The organism is Kitasatospora sp. NPDC094019 (assembly GCF_044764505.1).
Classification (GTDB): Bacteria; Actinomycetota; Actinomycetes; order Streptomycetales; family Streptomycetaceae; genus Kitasatospora.
The window spans coordinates 33,362-55,796 of record NZ_JBIWIF010000016.1; the positions used below are offsets into that span (position 1 = coordinate 33,362).

The following is a 22,435-nucleotide window of genomic DNA, read 5'->3' on the forward strand; positions in this document are numbered from 1 at the left end:
ACAGTGCGGGTCGTTCCGCCGCGGCTCGTCCGCGCCGGGGCCGTGCCGCCACGGGCGCGGCCGGGTGGGCGCGGAGGCGGCGGTGCGGGGACGGCGGTGCGAGTGCGGCGATGCGGGTCATGGCCGATGCGGGTCGTGGCCGGTTGGGGTCGTGGCCGTGGCGTTCCCCGGCTACTGTCCGCCACGTTCGCACGGCGTGGCTGCGGCTGCCACCGGGACGGGCCGGGCGGGCGAGTGGGTCGGGTGAGCGGGCCGGGCAGGTGGGTCGGGCAGGCGGGGCGGGTGAGCGGGCCGGGCGACACCCGCCGCGTGCATATGCCCGATAGGCTGTCGGCCGTGCTCCCCGAGGTGACGGCGGTCCGTTATGTGACGCCACTGCGAGAAGGCGGCTCGATGCCGGGCCTGGTCGAGGCCGACGACCGGCGGCTCTACGCGCTGAAATGGGTCGGCGCGGCACAGGGCCGCAAGGCGCTGGTGGCGGAGGTGCTGGCCGGGGAACTCGGTCGGCGGCTCGGCCTGCCGGTGCCCGAACTGGTGACGGTCGACCTGGACCCGGTCCTGGCCCGCAGCGAGCCGGACCCGCAGATCCAGGACCAGATGCGTGCCAGCGGCGGGCTCAACCTGGGCATGGCCTTCGTCAGCGGCGCGCTCAACTTCGACCCGCTCTGCTTCGACGTGGACGCCGGGCTGGCCGGGCAGGTGCTCTGGTTCGACGCCTTCATCGGCAACGTCGACCGTTCCTGGCGCAACCCCAATCTGCTGGTCGCCACCGGTGGACTGCGGCTCATCGACCACGGCGCGAGCCTGATCTTCCACCACCACTGGGCCGGCGCCGCCGCCTGGATCCGCCGCCCCTACGACGCCTCCGACCACGCGCTGCTGGGCGCCGAACCGGACCTGCTCGCCGCCGACAAGGCACTCGCGCCGCTGGCCGAGGCTTCGATCGAGGAGGCGGTGGCGCGGATCCCGGACGTCTGGCTGGCGGACGAGCCCGGCTTCGACTCGCCCGAGGCGGTGCGCGCGGCGTACCGCACCCAGCTGACCGAGCGACTGGCCGGTCCGCGCGACTGGCTGCCGGAGGTGTCCGCATGACCGAGCCGAACCGGTCGGCCCCGCCGACCGTCGCCGAACTGCACGACTACGAGTACGCGGTGATCCGGGCGGTGCCCCGGGTGGAGCGCGGTGAGTGCGTCAACGTCGGCGTGCTGCTGTACTGCCGGCAGAGCGCCCACCTGGCCGCCCGGACCCATCTGGACCAGGCGCGGCTGCTGGCGCTGGACCCGGTCGCGGACGTGTCCGGGGTGCGGCGTGCGCTGCAGGGGATCGAGGCGGTGTGCGAGGGCGGACCGCAGGCCGGTCCGGCGGCGTCGGACACCCCGGGGCAGCGGTTCCGCTGGCTGACCGCTCCGCGCAGCGCGGTGGTGCAGCCGGGGCCGGTGCACACCGGGCTGACCGCGGACCCGGAGACCGAGCTGCGTCGGCTGTTCGACCAGCTGGTGCTCTGAGACGTCCGGCTGTACGCGGTCCGGTCCGTGGCATGGCGTGGCGTGACTGGCGGGGCGGTCCGGGGCGTGGCGGGGCGGGTTGCCCGGGGTGGGAAGGCAGCGGGGCGGTTGACTGCCGGATCTTTGCCGTGATCAAAGCTTGAGTTACTGAAGCACTCGGTCGTAGGCTTACCTCATGGGTTCGACAGCGACCACGACCGTACCGACCAACGCCGAGCTGATGGAGGCGCTGGCCGCCGTCGGTGCCGCGTACTTCCAGGACTTCGCGGCCGCCGCCGCCAGGCACGGTCTCTCCTCCTCGCAGGCCAAGGCGCTCGGCGCCGTCCAGGAGCCGGTGCCGATGCGCGCGCTGGCCGGACGGCTCGGCTGCGACGCCTCCAACGTGACCGGGATCGTCGACCGGCTGGAGGCCCTGGGCCTGGCCCGCCGGGAGCCCTCGGCCGGGGACCGGCGGGTCAAGATCGTGGTCATCAGCGAGCAGGGCCGGGAGATCCTGGCGCTGGTCCGCGGCGAGATGAGCCGCACCCACCAGTCCTTCGAGAGCCTCAGCGGCGAGCAGCGGAGCGCGCTGCACTCGATCTGCCTCCAGGTGCTCCCGGTGCTCAGCGGCCGGGCTTAGGGCGGCCGGCCGCAGGACGGGCCCGGTGCGGGGCTGTCGGCAGGCCGCTCCGGGTGTTGCCGGGTGTGATCGAGTGCCCCCGGGCCGGTTCCCGGCGGTGCCCGGACTGCTCCCGCGGCCTTCGGGACCGCGGTGGGCCGGTCCGGCGCGGGTCCGGCTGACCTCGGCTGTTAGGCTTGCGAAGCGTGAGCGCGAAGCCCCAGATCCCCAATGTCCTGGCCTCCCGGTACGCCTCGGCGACCCTGGCCCAGCTGTGGTCCCCCGAGCACAAGGTGGTCCTTGAGCGCCACCTCTGGCTCGCCGTCCTGAAGGCCCAGCAGGACCTCGGCGTCGAGGTGCCCGCCACCGCCGTCGCCGACTACGAGCGCGTGATCGACCAGGTCGACCTCGCGTCCATCGCCGCCCGTGAGCGGGTCACCCGGCACGACGTCAAGGCCCGGATCGAGGAGTTCAGCGACCTCGCCGGTCACGAGCAGATCCACAAGGGCATGACCTCCCGGGACCTGACCGAGAACGTCGAGCAGCTGCAGATCCGGCAGTCGCTGGAGCACGTGCGCGACCGCACGGTCGCCGTGCTGGTCCGTCTGGGCCGGCTCTCCGCCGAGCACGCCGAGCTGGTCATGGCCGGCCGCTCGCACAACGTGGCCGCGCAGGCCACCACCCTCGGCAAGCGCTTCGCGTCGATCGCGGACGAGCTGCTGGTCGCCTTCCGCCGTCTGGAGGAGCTGATCGCCCGTTACCCGCTGCGCGGGATCAAGGGCCCGGTCGGCACCGCCCAGGACATGCTGGACCTGCTCGGCGGCGACACCGAGAAGCTGGCCGAGCTGGAGCGCCGGGTCGCCGGCCACCTCGGCTTCGACAACGTGCTCATCAGCGTCGGCCAGGTCTACCCGCGCTCGCTCGACTTCGAGGTGCTGACCGCCCTCGTCCAGCTGGCCGCCGCGCCGTCCAGCCTGGCCAAGACCATCCGCCTGATGGCCGGCCACGAGCTCGTGACCGAGGGCTTCAAGGAGGGCCAGGTCGGCTCCTCCGCGATGCCGCACAAGATGAACACCCGTTCCTGCGAGCGCGTCAACGGCCTCGCCGTGATCCTGCGCGGCTACGCGTCGATGACCGGCGAGCTGGCCGGCGACCAGTGGAACGAGGGCGACGTCTCCTGCTCGGTGGTCCGCCGGGTCGCGCTGCCGGACGCCTTCTTCGCCTTCGACGGCTTGCTGGAGACCTTCCTGACCGTCCTCGACGAGTTCGGCGCCTTCCCTGCCGTGGTCGAGGCCGAGCTGGACCGCTACCTGCCGTTCCTGGCCACCACCAAGGTGCTGATGGGCGCGGTGCGCGCGGGCGTCGGCCGGGAGACCGGGCACGAGGTCATCAAGGAGCACGCCGTCGCCTCCGCGCTCGCCATGCGGGCCGGGGCCCGGGAGAACGAGCTGCTGGACCGGCTGGCGAACGACGACCGGATCCCGCTGGACCGGGCCGGGCTGGACGCGCTGCTGGCCGACCGGCTGTCCTTCACCGGTGCGGCCGGTGCCCAGGTCGCCGAGGTCGTCCGCCAGGTCGAGGCCGTCGCGGCCGCGTACCCGGAGGCCGCCAAGTACGCGCCGGGCGACATCCTCTGACGGTTGTCCGACCCCGGTTTCCGGGCCCCGTCGCCGTCGAGGCGGCGGGGCCCTCGGCGTGTCCGGAGTGAGGTCGGGTGCGGTCGGGTGCCGGCCCGGTCGCTCAGCCCTGGTCCGGCGCCGGGTTGCCCCGGTCCGGCGCCGGGTGGCCCGGGTCGAGGGGCGGGGCGTTGGTCCCGCAGGCGTAGCGGCAGTCCGGTTCGGCCACCGGACGGTGGTCCTCCGGGGCCAGGACGTTGCCGTGGACGGTGGCCAGGGCCGTGAGCCCGCCCGCCACGAGCAGCCCGGCGCAGATCAGCATCGCGGTGTGGAAGGCGGAGTCGACGGACTCCGGCACCTGGTAGGCGTCACCGCTCAGACCGGCCAGCGAGGGCAGCGCGGCGACCGCCAGCAGACCCGCTGCCCGGGCCGCGGCGTTGTTGACCCCGCTCGCGATGCCCGCGTGCCGCACCTCGACCGCCGCCAGCACGGTCGCCGTCAGCGGTGCGACCAGCAGCACCATCCCGCTCCCCATCACCGCGACGGCGGGCAGTACGTCCGTCCAGTAGGAGGCGTCGGGCCCGATCCGCAGCATCAGCAGCACGCCGACCGCGCACAGCAGCGGGCCCACGGTGAGCGGCAGCCGCGGGCCGATCCGCTTGCCGAGCCGGCCCGCCCGGGCGGAGAGCGCCAGCATGATCACGGTGATCGGCACCAGGGCGAGTCCGGAGACCAGCGGGGAGAAGCCGGAGACGATCTGCAGCTGGACGACCAGGAGGAAGAAGACCCCGCTGAACGCCGCGTACACGGCGAGGGTGACCAGGTTGACGGCGGTGAACAGCCGGGAGGAGAACAGGCCCAGCGGCAGCATCGGCTCCGGGGTGCGGCGCTCGACCACGACGAAGGCGGCGCCGAGCAGGAGCCCGGCCGTGCCGGTGACCCAGACCGCGGGGGAGAGGCCGCTCCCGGCGGCGGTCAGCGCGTAGGTGATCGAGCCGAGCGCCAGGGCGGCCAGCACCGCGCCGAGCACGTCGAAGCGACCGGTGGAGGTCTCGTCCCGGCTCTCCGGGACGTGTCGGGCGGTCACCAGGACCACCATCGCGGCCAGCGGCAGGTTCAGCAGGAAGATCCAGCGCCAGCCCGGGCCGTCCACCAGCCAGCCGCCGAGGAACGGGCCGACCGCCGCCGACACACCGCCGAAGCCGGACCAGAGGCCGACCGCCGCCGAGCGGTCGTCCGGATGGAACACCGCCTGGAGCATCGCCAGCGAGCCCGGGGTCAGCAGCGCCCCGCCGATGCCCTGAACGGCGCGGGCCGCGATCAGTACCTCGATGGTCGGCGCGGCGGCGCAGGCCGCGGACGCGGCGGCGAACCAGACCACGCCCAGGAGGAAGACCCGGCGCCGCCCGTACCGGTCGCCGAGCGCGCCGCCGAGCAGGATCAGGCCCGCCAGGGTGAGCAGATAGGCGTTGAGCGTCCATTGCAGGGCGTCGAGTCGGGCGCCCAGATCGGTGCCGATCCGGGGCAGTGCGACGTTCACGACGGTCCCGTCGAGCATCGCCATGCTGGAGCCGAGCACCGTCGCCAGAAGTACCCAGCGGCCCTGCGCGGTGCCCAGGCGCAGGGGGGCTGCATCGGTGGTGGTCACGGCCCATGGTGAGGCTCCCGGGGGTGACGTGACAAGGGTCACCGGGGGTGTGTCGGGGATGTCCGTTCCGTGAGTGATCGTGTGCGGACCGGTCACGACTTCGGCGGAGGGTGGCGGATCACGTGCGCGCAGTGAATGGATTGTGTGCGTACTGTGCATGCCTTTCATGCGGAGCGTCACGGTGTTCCGGACTTTGGTCCCGGAAAACGGAGATCGACATTGCTTCACCCGAACGGATGGGTTTTAGTTCAGCGACCGCCCGGCGTCAGCCCGGGTGGCCACCGGGTGGAACGCCTAGTCCTGCCGCTGCCCGGTGGTACGCAACGAACTCTGTACGGCAGGAGCGGGGGACCCACAGGTAAGTCGCCGGACCCGAATTGACGGTCCGGCTTGGGGTGAAGCCGCATTTCTCTGCGGCCGGGCAACTCCAGCCCGAACCCGACAGCTCACCTCGCAGGCGTCGGAGAGGACAGCTTCCATGCCCGCACAGGCACGTCGTATCGCCATGCCCCGCGCCGTCCGCATCGGTATCGCCACCGCCGTCACCGGCGCCGCTTTCGCCCTCCCGCTGGTGACCACCGTCACCGCCCAGGCGCACGAGGCCCCGGCCGCCGGCCACGCGCAGCGGAGCAGCACCTGGACCGGCGCCACCAGCGCCGATGCCACGCCGGCCGCCGCCGCTCCGGTCGCCGAGGCGGCCCCGGCCGCTCCCGCCGCCGAGGCCGCTCCGGTCGACTACAAGGTCGTCGGCGGGGACACCCTGTCGAAGATCGCCGACGCGAAGAACGTCGAGGGTGGCTGGAAGGCGCTGTTCGAGCACAACCGCTCGGTCATCGGCGCCGACCCCAACCTCATCTACCCGGGCCAGCAGCTCGCGCTCGGCGCCGAGGCCGCGAAGCCGGCCGCTCCGGCCGCGCCCGCCACCAAGGCGCAGACCTCGCAGGACTCGGTGAAGCCGGCCGCTCCGGCCGCCAAGCCCGCCAAGCCCGCTCCGGCCGTGAAGCCGGCGGCCCCGGCTGCCAAGCCCGCCGTTCAGGCCGTCGTCGCCCCGGTCGCGAAGCCGGCCACCCCGGCCCCGGCCGCCGCCACCTCGGGCTTCTTCGCCCCGCTGGCCAACCCGAAGCTCGGCACCGCCTACGGCGTGGCCGGCTCGATGTGGGCCTCCGGCCACCACACCGGCGCCGACTTCGTCGCCTCCACCGGCACCCCGCTGCGCGCTGTCGCGGCCGGCACCGTGGTGAAGGCCGGCAACGGCGGCGCGTACGGCAACGAGGTCGAGATCAAGCTCGCCGACGGCAAGTACGCCGAGTACGCGCACCTGTCCTCGATCGGCGTGTCCGTCGGTCAGACCGTCACCGCCGGCCAGCAGATCGGCCTCTCCGGTGCGACCGGCAACGTGACCGGCCCGCACCTGCACTTCGAGATCCGCACCGGCTCGGAGTACGGCTCGGACATCGACCCGATCGCCTACCTGCGGGCGCACGGCGTCGCGCTCTGACCTTCGGTCGGAGCATCTGCCACCGCTGGGTGCGGGGCGAAACGACCTCCCGGGATGGTCATGTCGGGTGACCGCTCGACCGGTGGTCGCCGCACCTCAGCGGATCGACGGGCGCGGGACACGCCCGTCCTGCCGACCGGCCCGGCCCGCGAGACTTCTCTCGCGGGCCGGGCCGGTCGTCGTCGTGTCCGGGGGCGGGGTTCCGGGTGTGAGCGGTTCGAGTGTTCGGCAACTCTCCGTCGGCGTGGGGCGGGGAGTTGATCGAGGGTCAGGACAGTTGGCGCGGTGCGGGCCGATGCGGGCCGATGCGGGCCGATGCGGGCCGATGCGGGCCGGTGCGGTGCGGTGCGGGTCTGTGCGGTGCGGCCGGTCCGGGCCGGTCCGGGCCGGCCCGGGGCGGCGGGTTCAGGACCGGTGGACGGCCGGCTCCTGCTCGGCGGCGGACAGCAGTTGGTGCACCCGGTGGCCGAACTCGTCCGCGTCGCGGGCGGGTTCGAGGAAGACCAGCCGGACGTCGCGGTGGCCGTGCGGGTGGTCCAGTCGGAGCACCAGGCCGTACCGGTCGAGCGCGAGCGGGCGGACGTCGGGCCGGTCGGCGAGCAGCGCCGGTTCGAGCAGCCGGGTGAGCACGGCGAGCGCGTCCGGGTGGTCGTCGGCGAGGTGCGTGAGCAGTCCGGCCTCGTAGCGGGCCAGCGGGTCGGGGGCGGCGGCCGCGAGGTCGGCGCCGGTGATCGCCGTGGTGCCGTACGGGGTCGAGAGCACGGCGTGCGCGACGTCGAGGCGCAGGTGCACGCTGAGGCCGTCGTCGGCGAGGTGGGCGAGGTGGAGCCGTCCGGCCAGGGTGAGACGGCCGCGGACCCGGTCCCGGACGGCCACCGGGGCGATGTCCGTGAGGTCCAGCACGACGGCGAGGCCGTCCTGCTCACGGGCGGCGGCGGAGGTCACCGGGGAGTCGAGCGGCGCGCGCAGCCGGAGCCGGGAGCCGTGCACCGAGACGGGGGTGGAGAGTTCGTGCTGCTCGCCGCCGGTCCGGAGGACCACCGAGGAGGCGGCGGTCAGCAGACTGCCGATCCGCTCGGCGGCGGTGGGCTCGGGAATCTCGGCATCGTGCTGCGGGTGCGGGCTCATGGGATCGGGACCTCCGGCGGACGAGCTGACCTTGTAGTTAGGTGAGCCTAACCTAATCAGTTGTGGGAGCGAGGGCAAGGTGTCGTCGGGGCGGGGTACCCGGAAACGCGCGAAGGGCCCCGACGCGGAGTCGGAGCCCTTGCGGTGCGGGTGATGCGTGCGGGTCAGGCGACGACCGCCTGGGCGTCGATCTCCACCAGCATCGGCTCCTGCGGGAGCTCGCAGAAGATCGTGGTCCGGCAGGGCTTCACGCCGCCCGCCGGGATGTTCTCCTCGATGAACTCGGCGTAGACCTCGTTCATCAGCGGGAAGTCGGCGCGCTTGGTGAGGTACACGCGGAACATCACCACGTCCTCGACGGTCGCGCCGCCGGCCTCGACGATCGCCTTGACGTTCTCCAGCGTGCGGCGGGTCTGCGCCTTCACGTCGCCGTGGTGGAGGTACTCGCCGGTGGCCGGGTCCTGCGGGCCCTGGCCCGAGACCTGGAGGATCGGGCCCTTGCGGACACCCTGGGAGAACATCCAGGCCGGGGCGGGGGCGCCGTCGGTGCGGATCTCGGTCTTGCCGTTCTGAACGCTCATGCGTGCTCGATTCCTCGTTCGGGGACGGTGGTTGGGGGCTTCGGTGGTGCCGGGGCGCGGTGCTTCTCGGCGCTGCCGTGCTTCTTGGCGGTGCGGTGTTTCTTGGCGGTGCGGTGCTTGTCGGCGGTGCCGGGTGGCGGTCAGCGGTGCGGGGGCTGGCCGCAGTCGGCGGAGATCGCCCGGGTGGTGGCGAGCAGTTGGGGCAACAGCTCCAGCACCTGCTCGTAGGGGAGGACGACGTCCGGGACGGAGATCGAGGCGGCGGCGACCACCCGGCCGCTGGCATCGCGGATCGGTGCGGCCACGCAGTTGATGAACGCCTCGTGCTCGGCGTGGTCCTGGGCCCAGCCCTGGGCGGCGACCTTCTCCAGCTCGGCCAGCAGCGCCTCGGGCGTGGTGAGGGTGCGCGCGGTGTGCGGGGTGAAGTCGATGCCGGCCACCACGCGCCGTCGTTCGGGCGTGGGCAGGTCGGCGAGCAGCACTTTGGAGACCGCGGCGCTGTGCAGGGCGGCCCGGAGGCCGATCCGCGAGTACATCCGCACCGGGTGCCGGGAGTCGTACTTGTCGATGTAGACCACCTCGCCGCCCTCGTAGGCGGCCAGGTGCACGGTCTGGCCGGTGCCGGCGTTCAGCTCGGCGAGGTACGGCGCCGCGATCCGGCGGACTCCGCGCTGTTCCAGGGCGAGCCCCGAGAGCGCGAACAGCCCGGCGCCCAGGTGGTAGCGGTACCCGGCGTCGCGGTAGACGAATCGTTCCTCTTCGAGGCTCTGGAGCAGTCGGAGCACGGTCGTCTTGTGCACACCGAGAACCTCGGCCAGCTGGTCCAGGGAGCGCTCGCCCTCGCCGAGCTCGGCGAGGATGCGCAGGGCGCGGGTGACGGTCTGGCTCATGGTGCTCCAAGGGCCGGGGTGGCGGCCGGTCGAGGGTCGGGCGCACCGCCCCCCGGTGCGACGGGCGCGGAGCGGTGAGTGGGGGAGGTGGGGGTGGTGGTGGCGGGTCCGGTGGCGGGGGATGTGATGATCGCAGGGGACACGATGCCATCCGCCGACACCCGGGTGGCCGCCCAGGCGGCCGGTGAGGCGTCGAGCAGGGCGCGGACCACCGGGTCGGGCGGCAGCTCGGCCTGGTCCCCGTGGGTGGTCAGCGCGCAGGCGGCGCTCAGATGGCCCAGTCGCAGACGGCGCCGCTGGTCGAGGCCGCGCACGGTGCCGGCCAGGTAGCCGGCGGCGAAGGCGTCGCCGGCGCCGGTCGCCTCGACCACCTCGACCGTCAGGGCCGGTTCGGCGACGGCCGTGCCGTCGAGTCCGATCGCGGTGACCAACCGGGCCTCGTCCTTGACCACGAGGGTGGCCGGTGACGGGAAGAGACGGCGAAGGGCGTGCGGATCGCCGGTGCCGAAGGCGGCCTCGGCCTCGTCGGCGCCGAGGAGGAGCAGGTCGGCCGCGTCCAGCAGGGGCGGCAGAACCGAGAGGTCGCGGTCGCGCCAGAGCGCCGGGCGCCAGTTGAGGTCGAAGCTGACCAGTCGGCCGGGACGGCGGTCCGCCAGCAGCGCGCGGAGCAGGGCGAGGCAGTCGTCGGAGAGTGCGGCGGTGATGCCGGACAGGTGGAGCAGCTGGGCCCCGGCCAGTAGGCGGGCGGCGGTCGGGTCGTCGAGCAGCTCCGGGGAGAGGGCGGCCGCCGCCGAACCGCGCCGGTGGTAGTGCAGCCGGCTCCGCCCCGGGCCGAGGTCGTGGTGGTCGCCGGTGGTGCCGCCGACCTCCTTGAGGTAGACGCCGGTCGGGCGGTGCGGGTCGACCGCGACGGCGGAGACGTCCACCCCGCGGGCGGTCAGGTCGCCGAGGAGACGGCGGCCGAAACCGTCGTCACCGACCCGGCTGATCCAGGCGCTCGGCACGCCCAGAGCGGTCAGGGCGCCGGCCACGTTGGATTCGGCACCACCGACGGAGAGGCGGAAGTTCTCCACGGACTCCAGCGGGCCGGCGCGGTCGGGGAGGAGGACGGCCATCGACTCGCCCACGCAGACGGCGAGGGGGGCGGGGGGTGCGGCCGGGGTCCGGGGTGCGGCCGGTGCCGGTCTCGGTGCCGGTGCCGTTGCCGGTGCCGGGGGTGTTGTCGGCGACGGTGCGGGCGTCGGTGTCGGGAGCGGCTTCTGCGCCCGGTGCGGTGTCTGGGGCGGCCCCGGTGCGGCCGGTGTCCGGGGCGGTAGTGCGGCCGTCGGATCGCCGGGCGACGGGGTGGCCTCGCTCGCGGCGGCGTCCTGGCGTGGCATCTGCTGGGCTCCTCGGAGTGCTGCGGCCCGGCCGGGGTGGGGTGCTGCGGCGAGCCTGGCTGACTTGCGTGCGGCGGGCGGCTGTCGTTGACCTTCGTCCGGCGCCGATGCTAGAACCGTGTTGCCAGCATGTGCAACCCTCATTGCACATGTTGCAACATGGCAGATGGAGGAAGACGGTGGACCAGACCTTCGCGAGCAGTGCGAGCGGCGGTAGTGACGACAGGCGCGGTAGCGGCCGAGGTGGTAGCGGGAGCGGTGGCGGCAACCGCCCCGGCGCCGGCGGTCCGGGCATCGACGTCGGCGGTCCGGGCATGGACGCCGGTGCGGTGGCGGCACTCGCCGATGAGCTGCTGGACTGGCGGTTCAAGGCGCTGCCGGCGGCCGCGGCAGGACTGACTGTCCGCCAGTACCTCGCCACCGGTCCCACCCTGTCGGACCTCGGCACCCCGCTGCTCACCCTCGACGAGGGCGCGCTCGACCACAACCTCCGCACCATGGCCCGCTGGTGCGCGGACGCCGGAGTGGCACTCGCGCCGCACGGCAAGACCACCATGGCCCCCGCGCTCTGGCAGGCGCAGCTGGACGCGGGCAGCCACGGCATCACCCTCGCCAACCTGCCGCAGTTGCGGGTGGCCCGCGCTTTCGGCGTGCGGCGCCTGCTGCTCGCCAACTCCCTGCTCGACCCGGCGGGCCTGCGCTGGCTGGCCGGGGAACTCGCCGCCGACGCCGACTTCGCCTTCGCCTGCTGGGTCGACTCGGTGGACAGCGTCCGGTTGATGGACGAGGCGCTGCGTGCGGCCGGTGCCGAGCGCCCGGTCGAGGTGCTGGTGGAACTCGGCGGACCCGGCGGCCGTACCGGAGCGCGCACCGTCGACGGGGCGGTGGAGATCGCGGACGCCGTCCGCCGCGCGCCGACCCTCCGGTTGGCCGGTATCGGCGGGTACGAGGGCGCGTTGGCCCATGACGCGAGCAAGGGCGGTCTCGACACCGTGCGCGGGTACCTGCGGTCGCTGGTCGAGTTGCACGGGCGACTGGCCGGTCGGTACGCCGAGGATTCCGCGCCGGTGGTCACGGCCGGCGGCAGTGCCTACTTCGACCTGGTGGCAGAGGAGTTGGCCGCGCTGCCGGAGGCGTTCGTGGTGCTGCGTTCGGGCGCGTACCTCGCGCACGACGACGGTTTCTACCGGGGGATCTCGCCGCTCGCCCGGAGCGGGGCGGAGCCGGGGGCCGGTGCCGGCCGCTCGCTGCGCGGGGCGCTGCACGGATGGGCGCGGGTGGTGTCCCGCCCGGAGCCGCAGCTGGCCCTGCTGGACGCGGGCAAGCGCGACCTGCCCTTCGACGAGGGCCTGCCGGAACCGCATCTGGTGCGGGGCGGGGCGGAGTTGACGGGTACGGCCGCGCGGATCACCGCGCTCAACGACCAGCACGCGTTCCTCCGGGACGCGGGTGACCTCGCACCGGTCGGCGCGGTGCTGCGGCTCGGTATCTCGCACCCGTGCACCGCCTTCGACAAGTGGACGCTGATCCCGGTGCTGGACGACGCATCGGCGGCCGAGCCGAAGGTCACCGGACTGGTCAGGACGTTCTTCTGATGAGTACCCGGGGCGGCAGGGGAGTGCTCTTCCGCGGTGCGACGGTGGTGGACGGGACGGGCGCCGGACGCTACCGGGCGGACGTGCGGATCGCCGACGGGCTGATCGTCGAGATCGGCGAACCGGGCGGTTCGGGGGCGTCCGGCCGGTCAGCGGCGTCCGCCGGCCCGGGCGGTGTCGGTGGTGCGAGCACTGCGAGCACTGCGAGCGGTGCGGGCCGGTCGGGTGCTGGAGCGGTGCGGACGGTCGATGCGGACGGGCTGGTCCTGGCGCCCGGATTCATCGACATGCACGCCCACTCCGACCTCGCCCTGCTCCGCGAACCGGAGCACCCGGCCAAGGTCACCCAGGGCGTGACCTGCGAGGTCCTCGGCCAGGACGGCCTCTCCTACGCGCCGGTCGACGACACGACCCTGCCCGCGCTCCGCCGCCAGATCGCCGGCTGGAACGGCGACCCGGACGACCTCGACTGGGACTGGCGCACCGTCGGCGGCTACCTCGACCGCCTGGACCGGACCGGCCCCGCCGTCAACGCCTGCTACCTGGTGCCGCACGGCTCGCTGCGCATGCTCGCCATGGGCTGGGAGAACCGGGCCCCGAGCGCCGCCGAGCTCGACCGGATGCGCGAGCTGTTGGCGCAAGGTCTCGCCGAGGGCGCGGTCGGGATGTCCAGTGGCCTGACGTACACCCCGGGGATGTACGCCGGAACGGCCGAACTGGTCGAACTCTGCCGGATCGTCGCCGGATTCGGAGGCTTCCACGCCCCCCACCAGCGCTCCTACGGGGCAGGTGCCCTGGAGGGCTACGCGGAGATGGTCGAGATCGCCCGGCAGTCCGGCTGTCCGCTCCATCTCACCCACGCCACCATGAACTTCGGTGTCAACGAGGGCCGCGCCGACGAACTGCTGGCCCTGCTCGACCAGGCCCTCGACGACGGCGTGGACCTCACCCTGGACAGCTATCCCTACCTGCCCGGATCCACCACCCTGGCCGCCCTGCTGCCCAGTTGGGCCACCGAGGGCGGACCGGAGGCCACCCTGGCGCGGCTCGGCGAGCCGGCCGCGCGCGAGCGGATCCGGTACGAGGTGGAGGAGAAGGGCAGCGACGGCTGCCACGGCGTGGTCACCGACTGGACCACCATCCAGCTCTCCGGCGTCCGGGCCCCCGAACTCGCCGACGCGGTCGGCCGGACCGTCGCCGACCTCGCCGCCGAACAGGGCCGGAGCGGCACGGAAGTATTCCTCGACCTGCTGCTCCGCGACGAGTTGGCCACCACCATCCTCCAGCACGTCGGCCACGAGGCGAACGTCCGGGCGATCATGCGCCACCGCGTGCACACCGTCGGCAGCGACGGGCTGCTGGTCGGCGCGCGCCCGCATCCCCGGGCCTGGGGCACCTTCCCCCGCTATCTGGCCCGGTACGTCCGCGAGTCCGGCGTGCTCACGCTGGAGGAAGCGGTCGCCCGGATGACCGGCCGGCCCGCGGCCCGGCTGCGGCTGCACCGGCGTGGGCGGATCGCCCCCGGGTACCACGCCGACCTGGTCCTCTTCGACCCCGAGCGGGTCCAGGACGCCGCCACGTTCGAGCAGCCGAGACGGCCCGCGGTCGGCGTCGAACACGTCTATGTGAACGGTGTGGCCGTGGTGGAGCAGGGCCGCACCACGGGCGCGCGCCCCGGTCGGGCGCTGCGCCGGACGGAGCGCGGGGCGGAGGCGGTATGACGGCCGTGCCCAGTGCATCGGGATGTCCAGTGAGTACGAGTCGAATGGATGCGAACACCGTGAATGCGAATTCAGTTGATCCGAGGCCGGCCGGAGCGGGCCTCGTGGATCGGGAGCCTGCGGGTGCGGGTGTGGGTGCCGACGCCGCTGCGGGTTCCGGGAGTCCGGGGCCCGGGAGGTGCGGGCTGTCCGCCGCCGACATGGCGAAGGCCGCGCGGGCCGCGTTCGCCGCCTCGCCGGTGGTCGCGGTCGTCCGCGCGCCACGGATACCGGACGCCGCCGCGCTCTGCGCCGCGCTCGCCGAGGGCGGGATCACCTGGACCGAATTCACTTTCACCACGCCCGATGTGACAACCCACCTGCACCGGGCGGCACAGGCCGGCCACCGGGTCGGGGTCGGGACGGTGCTCACCGCCGACCAGGCCGAGCAGGGCCTCGCCGCCGGTGCGTCCTTCCTGGTCACGCCCGGTCTGCGACCCGAGGTGGCGGATGCCGCGCACGCGGCGGGCGTTCCGGTGATCCTCGGCGCCCTCACCGCGACCGAGGTCGCCCAGGCGGTGGACCTCGGCGCCGCGGCGGTGAAGATCTTCCCGGCCCGGGCGTTCGGCCCCGGCTACTTCAAGGATCTGCGGGGCCCGTACCCCGATGTCCCGCTGGTCGCCTCCGGCGGCGTCAACGCGGGCAACGCGGCGGAGTTCCTGGCGCACGGAGCGCTCGCGGTCTGCGCCGGGACGGACGTGGTGCCGCCGGAGGTTGTCGCTGCCGGGGACTGGGCGGAGATCACCCGCCGGGCCCGGGCGTTCACGGAGGCTTGCGCGGTTCGGTAGGGCCTATGGCTCCACGGCTCCCGGAGCGCACCGGATGTGCTGCGGAGCGAGTCGATGTGCGCGCTGCACGGAGGGTGCGAGGCGCGGCCTCGGGCGGACGGCATGCCCGACAGGCGGCGTCGAAGGCGGGGCGTGAGGGAGTGGAAGGGGCTCGGGAGGGCGCGCGGCACGGTGGGGGGCTCCTTCCAGGAGTCCCGCACCGGTCCGGGAGGGGCCGAGCCGGACTGTTGGGGCGACCGGGATTCGACGAGAATCGGTAGCCCCCGGCACCCGGCAGGAGGATCCCACCCATGACCTCGACCCGCCCCGGCCCCGACTGGCTGACCGACGCCGTGCTGTACCAGATCTACCCGCAGACCTTCGCCGACTCCGACGGCGACGGCATCGGCGACTTCGCGGGCATCACCGAGCATCTGGACCATCTCGCCTGGCTGGGCGTGGACACGGTCTGGCTGAACCCGTGTTTCGCCTCGCCCTTCCGCGACGCGGGCTACGACGTCACCGACTACCTGACACCCGCGCCGCGCTACGGCACGGCCGACGACCTCGCCGCCCTGGTCGAGGCGGCGCGCCGCAAGGGCATCCGGATCCTGCTGGATCTGGTCGCCGGCCACACCTCCGACCAGCACCCCTGGTTCCGGGCCTCGGCCGAGGATCCGTCCGACCACCGCTACATCTGGTCCGACCGGCCGGTGGACGGCTTCGTCGCGTCCCCCGGCGGTCGGACCGGCTGGTACCGGCCGAACTTCTTCGAGTGCCAGCCGGCACTCAACTTCGGCTACGGGCGCGAGGATCCGGAGCAGCCCTGGCGTCAGCCCGTCGACGCCGAGGGGCCTCGTGCCAACCGCGCCGCGCTGCGCGGAATCATGGCTCACTGGCTCGGCCTCGGGCTTGCGGGCTTCCGGGTCGACATGGCGTCCTCCCTGGTCAAGGACGACCCGGGCTTCGTCGAGACGGGCAAGCTCTGGGCCGAACTGCGTGACTGGCTCGACCGCGACCACCCGCAGGCCGCCCTGTTCGCCGAATGGGGCGACCCCGCGGCCGCCGTCGCCGCGGGCTTCCACGCGGACTTCCTCCTCCAGTTCGGCGGTGCGGACCACGGCCTGCCGCTGCGCTCGCTCTGGAACAACAACGCCGGGACGGTGGAGGAGTTCTGGAAGCAGGGCCCCTGCTACTTCGAGGCCGAGGGACGCGGCACACCCGAGGTTTTCCTGGACGCCTGGCGCTCCGCGGCCCAACTGACGGAGGGCGTCGGACACATTGCCCTCCCCACCGCCAACCACGACTTCTCCCGGCTCGCGACCGGCCCGCGCACCGCCGAGCAACTCGCCCCGGCCTTCGCCCTGCTGCTCACCTGGCCCACCTTGCCGGCGGTGTACTACGGCGACGAGATCGGCATGCGCTACGTGCCGGACCTTCCCGACGTCGAGGGCAGTGTGCTGGGACCGGCGTACAACCGGGCCGGCTCGCGCACGCCCATGCAGTGGGCTCCCGGCCCGAACGCGGGATTCTCGGCCGCACCGGCGGAGCGGCTCTACCTCCCGGTGGATCCGGACCCGCACCGGCCGGACGTCGCGACCCAGCGGGCCGACCCGACCTCCCTGCTGCACACCGTGCGGCGACTGATCGCTCTGCGCCGCAAGCACCCGGGGCTGGGGGCGCGCGGCTCGGTGGAGGTCCGGCAGGCGGGATACCCGCTGGTCTACCTCCGGGCCGGGCGGTACCTGGTGGTGGTCAATCCGAGGCGGGAGCCGGCGGTGCTCCCGCTCGACGGGCTGTTGGACGGCGTCGGCGCGGCCGGCCGGACGGGATGGGCGGGGCGATCGGGCCGGCAGGGCAGGGCGGGCGGGGTCGTCCCGCTGGAGGTCCAGGGCGTGCGGGTCGACGCGGCAGGTGAGCTGCGGGTGGACGGGTTCTCGTACGGGGTCTTCGACCTGGGGTGACGGGCGCGGCACAGGTGCCGTCGCGGCCCAACGGGTGTGGCCCGCGCCGTGCGGGCGGCGTGATCGGTGCAACGTGATCGGTGCGGAGCGATCGGTGCGGCGCGATCGGTGCGGCGCGCGCTACCGGGCTGTCGCGGGGGGAAAGGGGGGAGGAGGGCGCCGGGGCGGAGGAGGAAATGGAGGAGTCGGCGGTCGCGTTCCGATGGCCCGTCAACGTCGTGGGTGAACTTCACCCGGTGCGAGGGGCGTCGAGTCCGGGCTGGGCTCGGCGGCCCGCCCTCGGCCCTGGACAGGCCGAGGGCGGGCCCCCGCGGTGGAGACGCGCGTCGTCGCCCCGGCCGGGCGTCGCGAGCGATCCGCGTGGCGGCGCGGGCCGCTACCGGTCGGCTGGCAGGATCGGACGTGCTCTGCCTGCGGGGGCCGCCGCCCCGTCCCTTCGCCGTCCCCGAGGAGTACCGCCGTGCCTCGCCCGTTCTTCCGCCGTACCCGTAAGCGCCCGACACCTCACGGATCTTGTGCGGTCCACGCGTCCCCCGCCGCCCGTACTCCCCGTACCGCCTTCGCTGATCGGGCGCTGGGGGCGGTGCCGGTCACCGCCCTCGCCCTCGCGCTGCTCGCCGTCACCCCGGCCGTCGCTGTCGCACCACCGCTCTCGCGGCCCCGGATCGTCGCCCACTTCGACCTGGCCCAGGGCGGTCAGCCGGAGAACATCGCGGTCGAGCCCGACGGCTCGGTGGACCTCACCCTCTCCTTCGCCCGCCAGGTCGTCCACCTCGACCGCGCCGGCAGGCTCGCCGTCCTGGCCGTCATGCCCGCACCCGCTCACCCCGCGACCCCGGTCGTCGGCGCCGCCGCCGTCTCGGGCCTGGCCCGCGCCCACGACGGCACCCTGTACTTCGCCTACGCCACCGGCACCGAGGACCTCACCGGTATCTGGAGGCTCTGCCCCGGGGGGGAGCCGGAGCGTATCGCCGCCCTCCCGGCGAACAGTCTGCCCAACGGCCTCGCGCTGGACGAGCGCGCGGGCGTGCTCTACTCCGCCGACTCGGCGCTCGGCCTGGTCCGGGCCGTGCCGACGGCCGGCGGCGCCCCGGTGGTCTGGTCCGACGACGCCCTTCTCAGGCCCACGGCCGCTTTCGGTGCCAATGGCCTGAAGGTCCACCGCGGCGCGGTCTGGGTCGGCAACACCGACAGCGGCTCGCTGTTGCGGATCCCGATCGGCCAGGACGGCTCCGCCGGTCCGGTCGAGGTCCGCGCGGACGGGCTCGCGGGGCTCGACGACTTCGCCTTCGTCGGGGTCGGTGACGAGTTGATCGCGGCGCTCAACACCTCCAGCGAGGCCGTCCACCTTCGCGGTGACGGTTCTCGGCACACCGTTCTCGATGCCTCGGACGGGCTGTCCAACCCGACCTCGGTCGGGATCCGGGGTGGCCGGGTGTACGTGGCGAGTGCGGCCTTCTATTCGCGGACCGACCCCAACCTGCTGGCCGCGACACTGGAGCGGTAGCGCGCCCGGGACTTCGGGCGGTGCCGCCGGGTGGGCCGGGTATCCGTACTCTTCCTGGCTCCTTTTGATTTTGATTTTGATTTTGGCTTTCGCCCTTTGCCTTCCGGCTTTCGGTTCAGGGACGGTGCGGTTCAGGGGCGGCGCGGTGGACGGGTGAAGCAACAGTCGCCGCAGACGCCCGCCTGCGGGCCGACCCGGTAGTAGAGGCAGCAACTGGCGCGTCGGAACGCGGTGCCGGCCCGAGCGCCGCCGACGGTCAGCGTTCCGGTACCGGCCAGGGGTGGCTGGTCGAGTACGTGGGCGACCAGCGTCCGGGCCAGCCCCGGGTCCGCGGCGGGGCTGGCGGGGGCCGCCTGCGCGAGGTGGGCGTCCAGCATGCGCAGAGCGCCGGCCAGCGCGGAGGCCACGTTCCCCCGGAGCAGTCCGTCGGAGAGCGGGACCGTGGAGCGGACGGCTGCCGCCAGCTCCGTCAACTGCCCCTCGACGACGGTCCGGCGGAGGCGTCCGGCGAGCCGAGCCGGATCGGCCGAGGGGGTGTCCGCCGAGGTCCCGGTCGAGCCGGCCTGTGCCGTCGACGTGGGCGGGTAGGGGGCCCAGAGGTCGATCGGCCCCTGTTCGGGGACGCGGACCCACGCTTCATCGGGAGCCAGGTCGGGCACGTCGCCGATCAGTACGGCGGCGCCGAGGCCCACGGAACAGAACCTGGCGGCCAGGCCGAGGTGCAGGATCGAGGCCGCGACTCGCGGCTCGGTCGTGCCGAGTTTCCGGCCGACCACCTGAATCCGGCCCGCCAGCAGGCCGTCCCGGCCGGGGGCGTAGAGCTCCCGCAGCGGTCGGAAGCCCGGAGGTGGAGCTTGCCCGGGCACCTCGGCCGTGTCCAGCGCGAAGTACGGGCCGACGGCGGCGAGCCGGTCGGGGCCGGACGTGACGCTCATCGGCGGCAGGCCGTCGCCGTCGCCGTGCTGCGGTCGGCGGCGGCCGGGGAGAGGAGCGCCTGGACGGGGCCGGAGGGCGGACGGTCGCGGGTCGGCATCGGGCTGGTCCTCCGGATCCGTGCGGCGGGCTGGGGCGGTCGGTGACGGCACCGGCGCGCGGCGGACCGGCCCGGTGGGGCCGCCGGGGAGGTGCCGCTGCCGGTCCCGACGAACGGTACCGTGCGCCGGTGCTTCCGGGTGGGCGCCTCGAAGGCCCATGGGTTTCGGTCGGGATGGTGGTGCTGGTGCGGAAGCGCACGGGGGACGTCCTCTCCTCAGGCCCGTCGGAGCCGGTCCGGCTCTCTGTTCGGTCACGGACCAACATCCCCCCTTCTCGCAGCTCGTACCTCCCTCGAATGAGGGAGTTTGACCTTGCTTGTGATGAATTCATCTCGTTTTGAGCGGAGTTGGCCCGGCCCGGTGGCCGACGCCGGGCCGACGGTCCGGACCTTAGGCTCGGACGTATGCCTGCCGATTCCTCGGTGGATCCGGTCCTCGTCCGGCCCACCGCGCCCGTCATCACCGCCCCCGCGTCCCTCGGTGGCGGTGCGGGGCGCCTCAGGGTGCTCCGGGGGCCGACGGGGGTGGTGGCCGCGTTGGTCGTGCTCGCGCCCGTCCTGCTGGCGCATCCGGGGCAGCGCGCCGCGGCGCTCCTGCTGGCCGTCATGGCCGCCGCGGCGGCGCTGGTGGCCGCGACACCGTGGCCGAGGGGGCGGGTGACGCTGGCTCACGCGGCGGGCGGGGTGGCCGTCGCCTCGCTGCTGCTCGACCTGGTCTGTCCCGGTCCGTACCGACTGCCGGCGGTCTGGCTGCCGTTCGAGTGGGCGGCGCTGCTGGTGCTGGCGGGCCGGACGGTCCGGCGGGCCGGCGGGCGGTGGGCCGGCCCGGTGGGTGCCCTGGTCGTCACGGCGGTGGCGGCCGTGCCGCTGCGGTTCACGGTCCGGACCCCGAACGGCGGTTGGACCGCCTCGGTGCTGGCGGTGCTGATCTCGGCGGTACCGCTGGCCGTCGTGGCCGGTGCGAGCCTCTACCTGCGGATGCTGGACGCGCGGCGTGAGCGCGCGGTGGCGAAGGCGCGGCGCGATCAGCGCCTGGAGGTGGCGCGTGGGCTGCACGACTTCGTGGCGCACGAGATCACGGGCATCGTGCTGGAGGCGCAGGCAGGTCAACTCCCGGGTGAGCGGGAACCGGAGGAGACGGCGGCGCTGCTGCGGCGGCTGGAGGAGGCCGGCCTGCGCGCGCTGGACTCGATGGACGCGATGGTGGGGGCGCTGCGGGAGCCGGGCGAGGGCGGCGGCGGGGACGGAGGGACGGACGCGCGGTCCGAGGCCGGTGGGCCGGTGGCCGCGACCGGTCCGACCCGGGTGTACGGGCTGGCCGACCTGCCGGAACTGGTGGGCCGTTTCGACCGCACCGGCCCCACCCGGGCCCGGTGCGAGGCGGCACGGGAGGCCACGGCCCTGCTGTCGGGGGAGGCGGAGGGCGCCGTGTACGCGGTCGTGCTGGAGGCGCTGACGAATGTGCGACGGCATGCCCCGGCTGCCGCGGAGGCGGTCGTCCGGGTGGAGGTCCGGGCGGCCGAGGGCGGGGCTGCGGCGGTGGTACGGGTGTCGGTGACCAACGACGGCGGGGCGGCAGGCGGCATCCGCGGGCTGCGTCGCCTTCGGGGCGGCGGCGGGACCGGTCTGGCAGGGCTTGCCGAACGCCTCGCCGCGCACGGCGGAACAGTGGAGTCCGGACCGCTGGGACCTGGTCCGCTGCGGCCGACGGGTTGGCGGACGAGCTGCGAACTGCCGGTCGGGTAGGCCGAACGGCAGGGGGGAGGGCGAGATCGGCCGTGGAAGTGTGCCGATCGGCAGATGCCGGCGGCTCGCCGAGCGGCGATGCTCGTAGCCGTGACCGATCGTGCCCCGAGTCCGAGGGAGGGCCTGCCGTGGCCGCCGTACCTGTCTCGACCCTGTTCACCGCGACCGTGCCGCGAAGCCGCGTCCCGCTGCTGCCGCTGACGACGGGGGTGGTCGGCACACCGCCGCGGTGGTGCCTCGCCGTTGGCGGTCGACCGGGGCCGGGGCCGCCCGGGTCCTTCGTGCGAGACTTCCGTACGTGACGAGTCCGAACCCGGAGTCCATCCGCACCCTGATCGCCGACGACCAGGAGGCCGTACGTCGGAGCGTGCGGCGGATCCTGGAGGCCCAGCCCGACATCACCGTGGTCGGTGAGGCGGCCGACGGGGTCGCCGCGCTCGAACTCGCGGCGGAGCTGCGCCCGGACGTCGCACTGGTGGACATCCGGATGCCGAGGATGGACGGTCTGGAGCTCACCAGGCGCCTGGCGGGTCCGGGGGCGGCCACTCCCGTGCGGGTGGTGGTGCTGACCACCTTCGACCTCGACGAGTACGTCTATCCGGCTCTGCGGCACGGGGCTTCCGGGTTCCTGCTGAAGAGGTCCGGGCCGGCGCTGCTCGCCGAGGCGGTTCGGGCGGCGGCGGGCGGGGAGAGCCTGATCAGTCCGGCGGTCACGGTGCGGCTGCTCCAGCATGTGACCGAGCCCCGGCGGGTGGACCGCCGCTCGGCCCCCGCGGCGCCGCTGACCGAACGGGAGGTGGAGATCGCCGGTCATGTGGCGGGCGGTCGGACCAATGCCGACATCGCCGCCGAACTGTTCATCTCCCCCGGCACGGTGAAGACGCACGTGGCGAGCATCCAGCGCAAGCTCGGCGTCCGGAACCGGGTGGGCATCGCCGTGCACGCCTGGGAGATGGGGTACGCCCTGCCGACCGCGCCGTAGCGGTGGACCGGGCGACGGGGCACCGATGGGTGGACGCGGAATGTCCGGCCGGTGAGGGGTCCGGCCGGACACGCGGAACCTGCGAGGTGGGGGTGGCCTCCGGACGTCCCGTCCTCCGGCCTGTGTAGTTCGATCGTCGACCGAGGTACCAGCGGCAGACCCTGATCCGTCTCGATCTGTCGCCACTGCCTCCTGCGGTCGAACCTCCTCGGCTACCTCGCAGGTCCACCACCATGAT

General features: G+C 74.0%; 18 protein-coding genes and 1 riboswitch. Of the genes, 12 read left to right on the forward strand and 6 right to left on the reverse strand.

The window, feature by feature from the left end; all coding sequences use genetic code 11:
* Window positions 1-336: 336 nt before the first annotated feature.
* From ACIQ9P_RS29445 to purB, 4 genes are all read left to right on the forward strand, one after another.
* The gene (locus ACIQ9P_RS29445) at window positions 337-1,092 is read left to right on the forward strand and encodes a HipA family kinase (RefSeq protein ID WP_402362617.1); all 756 of its coding nucleotides are present in this window, start codon (window positions 337-339) and stop codon (window positions 1,090-1,092) included.
* On the forward strand, window positions 1,089-1,505 hold the full coding sequence (locus tag ACIQ9P_RS29450; RefSeq protein ID WP_402362620.1) for a DUF3037 domain-containing protein: 417 nt from the start codon (window positions 1,089-1,091) through the stop codon (window positions 1,503-1,505). Before ACIQ9P_RS29445 ends, ACIQ9P_RS29450 begins: the two co-directional genes overlap by 4 nt.
* A gap of 175 nt (window positions 1,506-1,680) precedes the next feature.
* Entirely contained in the window at window positions 1,681-2,124 is a 444-nt protein-coding gene (locus tag ACIQ9P_RS29455) for a MarR family winged helix-turn-helix transcriptional regulator (RefSeq protein ID WP_402362623.1), read from the forward strand.
* Window positions 2,125-2,300: 176 nt separating this feature from the next.
* Entirely contained in the window at window positions 2,301-3,740 is a 1,440-nt protein-coding gene (gene purB, locus ACIQ9P_RS29460) for an adenylosuccinate lyase (protein ID WP_197698729.1), read from the forward strand.
* Window positions 3,741-3,843: 103 nt separating this feature from the next.
* Here purB and ACIQ9P_RS29465 read toward each other — a convergent pair whose 3' ends face one another.
* Window positions 3,844-5,367 carry an MFS transporter gene (locus tag ACIQ9P_RS29465; protein WP_402362626.1) on the reverse strand — a complete coding sequence of 508 codons (1,524 nt, stop codon included), beginning with the start codon at window positions 5,365-5,367 and terminating at the stop codon, window positions 3,844-3,846.
* 311 nt (window positions 5,368-5,678) lie between these two features.
* A riboswitch (cyclic di-AMP (ydaO/yuaA leader) is annotated at window positions 5,679-5,842 on the forward strand.
* A gap of 3 nt (window positions 5,843-5,845) precedes the next feature.
* On the opposite strand from ACIQ9P_RS29465, the gene ACIQ9P_RS29470 reads away from it, so the two are divergent.
* The gene (locus ACIQ9P_RS29470; protein ID WP_402362629.1) at window positions 5,846-6,865 is read left to right on the forward strand and encodes a peptidoglycan DD-metalloendopeptidase family protein; all 1,020 of its coding nucleotides are present in this window, start codon (window positions 5,846-5,848) and stop codon (window positions 6,863-6,865) included.
* Window positions 6,866-7,270: 405 nt separating this feature from the next.
* On the opposite strand, the gene ACIQ9P_RS29475 is transcribed toward ACIQ9P_RS29470, so the two are convergent.
* The 4 genes from ACIQ9P_RS29475 to ACIQ9P_RS29490 all read right to left on the reverse strand — a co-directional run bounded on the left by ACIQ9P_RS29475 (window position 7,271) and on the right by ACIQ9P_RS29490 (window position 10,579).
* Window positions 7,271-7,993 carry a DUF2470 domain-containing protein gene (locus ACIQ9P_RS29475; RefSeq protein ID WP_402362632.1) on the reverse strand — a complete coding sequence of 241 codons (723 nt, stop codon included), beginning with the start codon at window positions 7,991-7,993 and terminating at the stop codon, window positions 7,271-7,273.
* Between the two features lie 164 nt (window positions 7,994-8,157).
* The gene (locus ACIQ9P_RS29480; protein WP_402362635.1) at window positions 8,158-8,574 is read right to left on the reverse strand and encodes a RidA family protein; all 417 of its coding nucleotides are present in this window, start codon (window positions 8,572-8,574) and stop codon (window positions 8,158-8,160) included.
* Window positions 8,575-8,714: 140 nt separating this feature from the next.
* Window positions 8,715-9,464: an IclR family transcriptional regulator gene (locus tag ACIQ9P_RS29485; protein ID WP_402362638.1), complete on the reverse strand. Its 750-nt coding sequence runs from the start codon at window positions 9,462-9,464 to the stop codon at window positions 8,715-8,717.
* Window positions 9,461-10,579 (reverse strand): sugar kinase, encoded by a 1,119-nt coding sequence (locus tag ACIQ9P_RS29490; protein WP_402362641.1) that lies wholly within the window; start codon window positions 10,577-10,579, stop codon window positions 9,461-9,463. Before ACIQ9P_RS29490 ends, ACIQ9P_RS29485 begins: the two co-directional genes overlap by 4 nt.
* Before the next feature lie 443 nt (window positions 10,580-11,022).
* Between ACIQ9P_RS29490 and ACIQ9P_RS29495 the strand changes: the two genes are divergently transcribed.
* The 5 genes from ACIQ9P_RS29495 (at window position 11,023) to ACIQ9P_RS29515 (ending at window position 18,436) form a co-directional block, all read left to right on the forward strand.
* A complete protein-coding gene (locus ACIQ9P_RS29495) occupies window positions 11,023-12,438 on the forward strand; it encodes an alanine racemase (protein ID WP_402362644.1) in 1,416 nt (471 codons plus the stop codon).
* Entirely contained in the window at window positions 12,438-14,159 is a 1,722-nt protein-coding gene (locus ACIQ9P_RS29500) for an amidohydrolase family protein (protein ID WP_402362647.1), read from the forward strand. Before ACIQ9P_RS29495 ends, ACIQ9P_RS29500 begins: the two co-directional genes overlap by 1 nt.
* A 200-nt stretch (window positions 14,160-14,359) precedes the next feature.
* The gene (locus ACIQ9P_RS29505) at window positions 14,360-14,986 is read left to right on the forward strand and encodes a bifunctional 4-hydroxy-2-oxoglutarate aldolase/2-dehydro-3-deoxy-phosphogluconate aldolase (protein WP_402362650.1); all 627 of its coding nucleotides are present in this window, start codon (window positions 14,360-14,362) and stop codon (window positions 14,984-14,986) included.
* 290 nt (window positions 14,987-15,276) lie between these two features.
* Window positions 15,277-16,929: an alpha-amylase family glycosyl hydrolase gene (locus ACIQ9P_RS29510; protein ID WP_402362653.1), complete on the forward strand. Its 1,653-nt coding sequence runs from the start codon at window positions 15,277-15,279 to the stop codon at window positions 16,927-16,929.
* Between the two features lie 583 nt (window positions 16,930-17,512).
* On the forward strand, window positions 17,513-18,436 hold the full coding sequence (locus tag ACIQ9P_RS29515; protein ID WP_402362656.1) for a hypothetical protein: 924 nt from the start codon (window positions 17,513-17,515) through the stop codon (window positions 18,434-18,436).
* A gap of 131 nt (window positions 18,437-18,567) precedes the next feature.
* Here the strand turns inward: ACIQ9P_RS29515 and ACIQ9P_RS29520 are convergent, their stop codons facing one another.
* Entirely contained in the window at window positions 18,568-19,371 is an 804-nt protein-coding gene (locus ACIQ9P_RS29520; protein WP_402362659.1) for a (2Fe-2S)-binding protein, read from the reverse strand.
* Between the two features lie 503 nt (window positions 19,372-19,874).
* Here ACIQ9P_RS29520 and ACIQ9P_RS29525 point away from each other — a divergent pair.
* Window positions 19,875-21,215, forward strand: a complete 1,341-nt coding sequence (locus ACIQ9P_RS29525; protein WP_402362663.1) for a sensor histidine kinase — start codon at window positions 19,875-19,877, stop codon at window positions 21,213-21,215.
* Between the two features lie 298 nt (window positions 21,216-21,513).
* On the forward strand, window positions 21,514-22,197 hold the full coding sequence (locus ACIQ9P_RS29530; protein ID WP_402362666.1) for a response regulator: 684 nt from the start codon (window positions 21,514-21,516) through the stop codon (window positions 22,195-22,197).
* Window positions 22,198-22,435 lie beyond the last annotated feature (238 nt).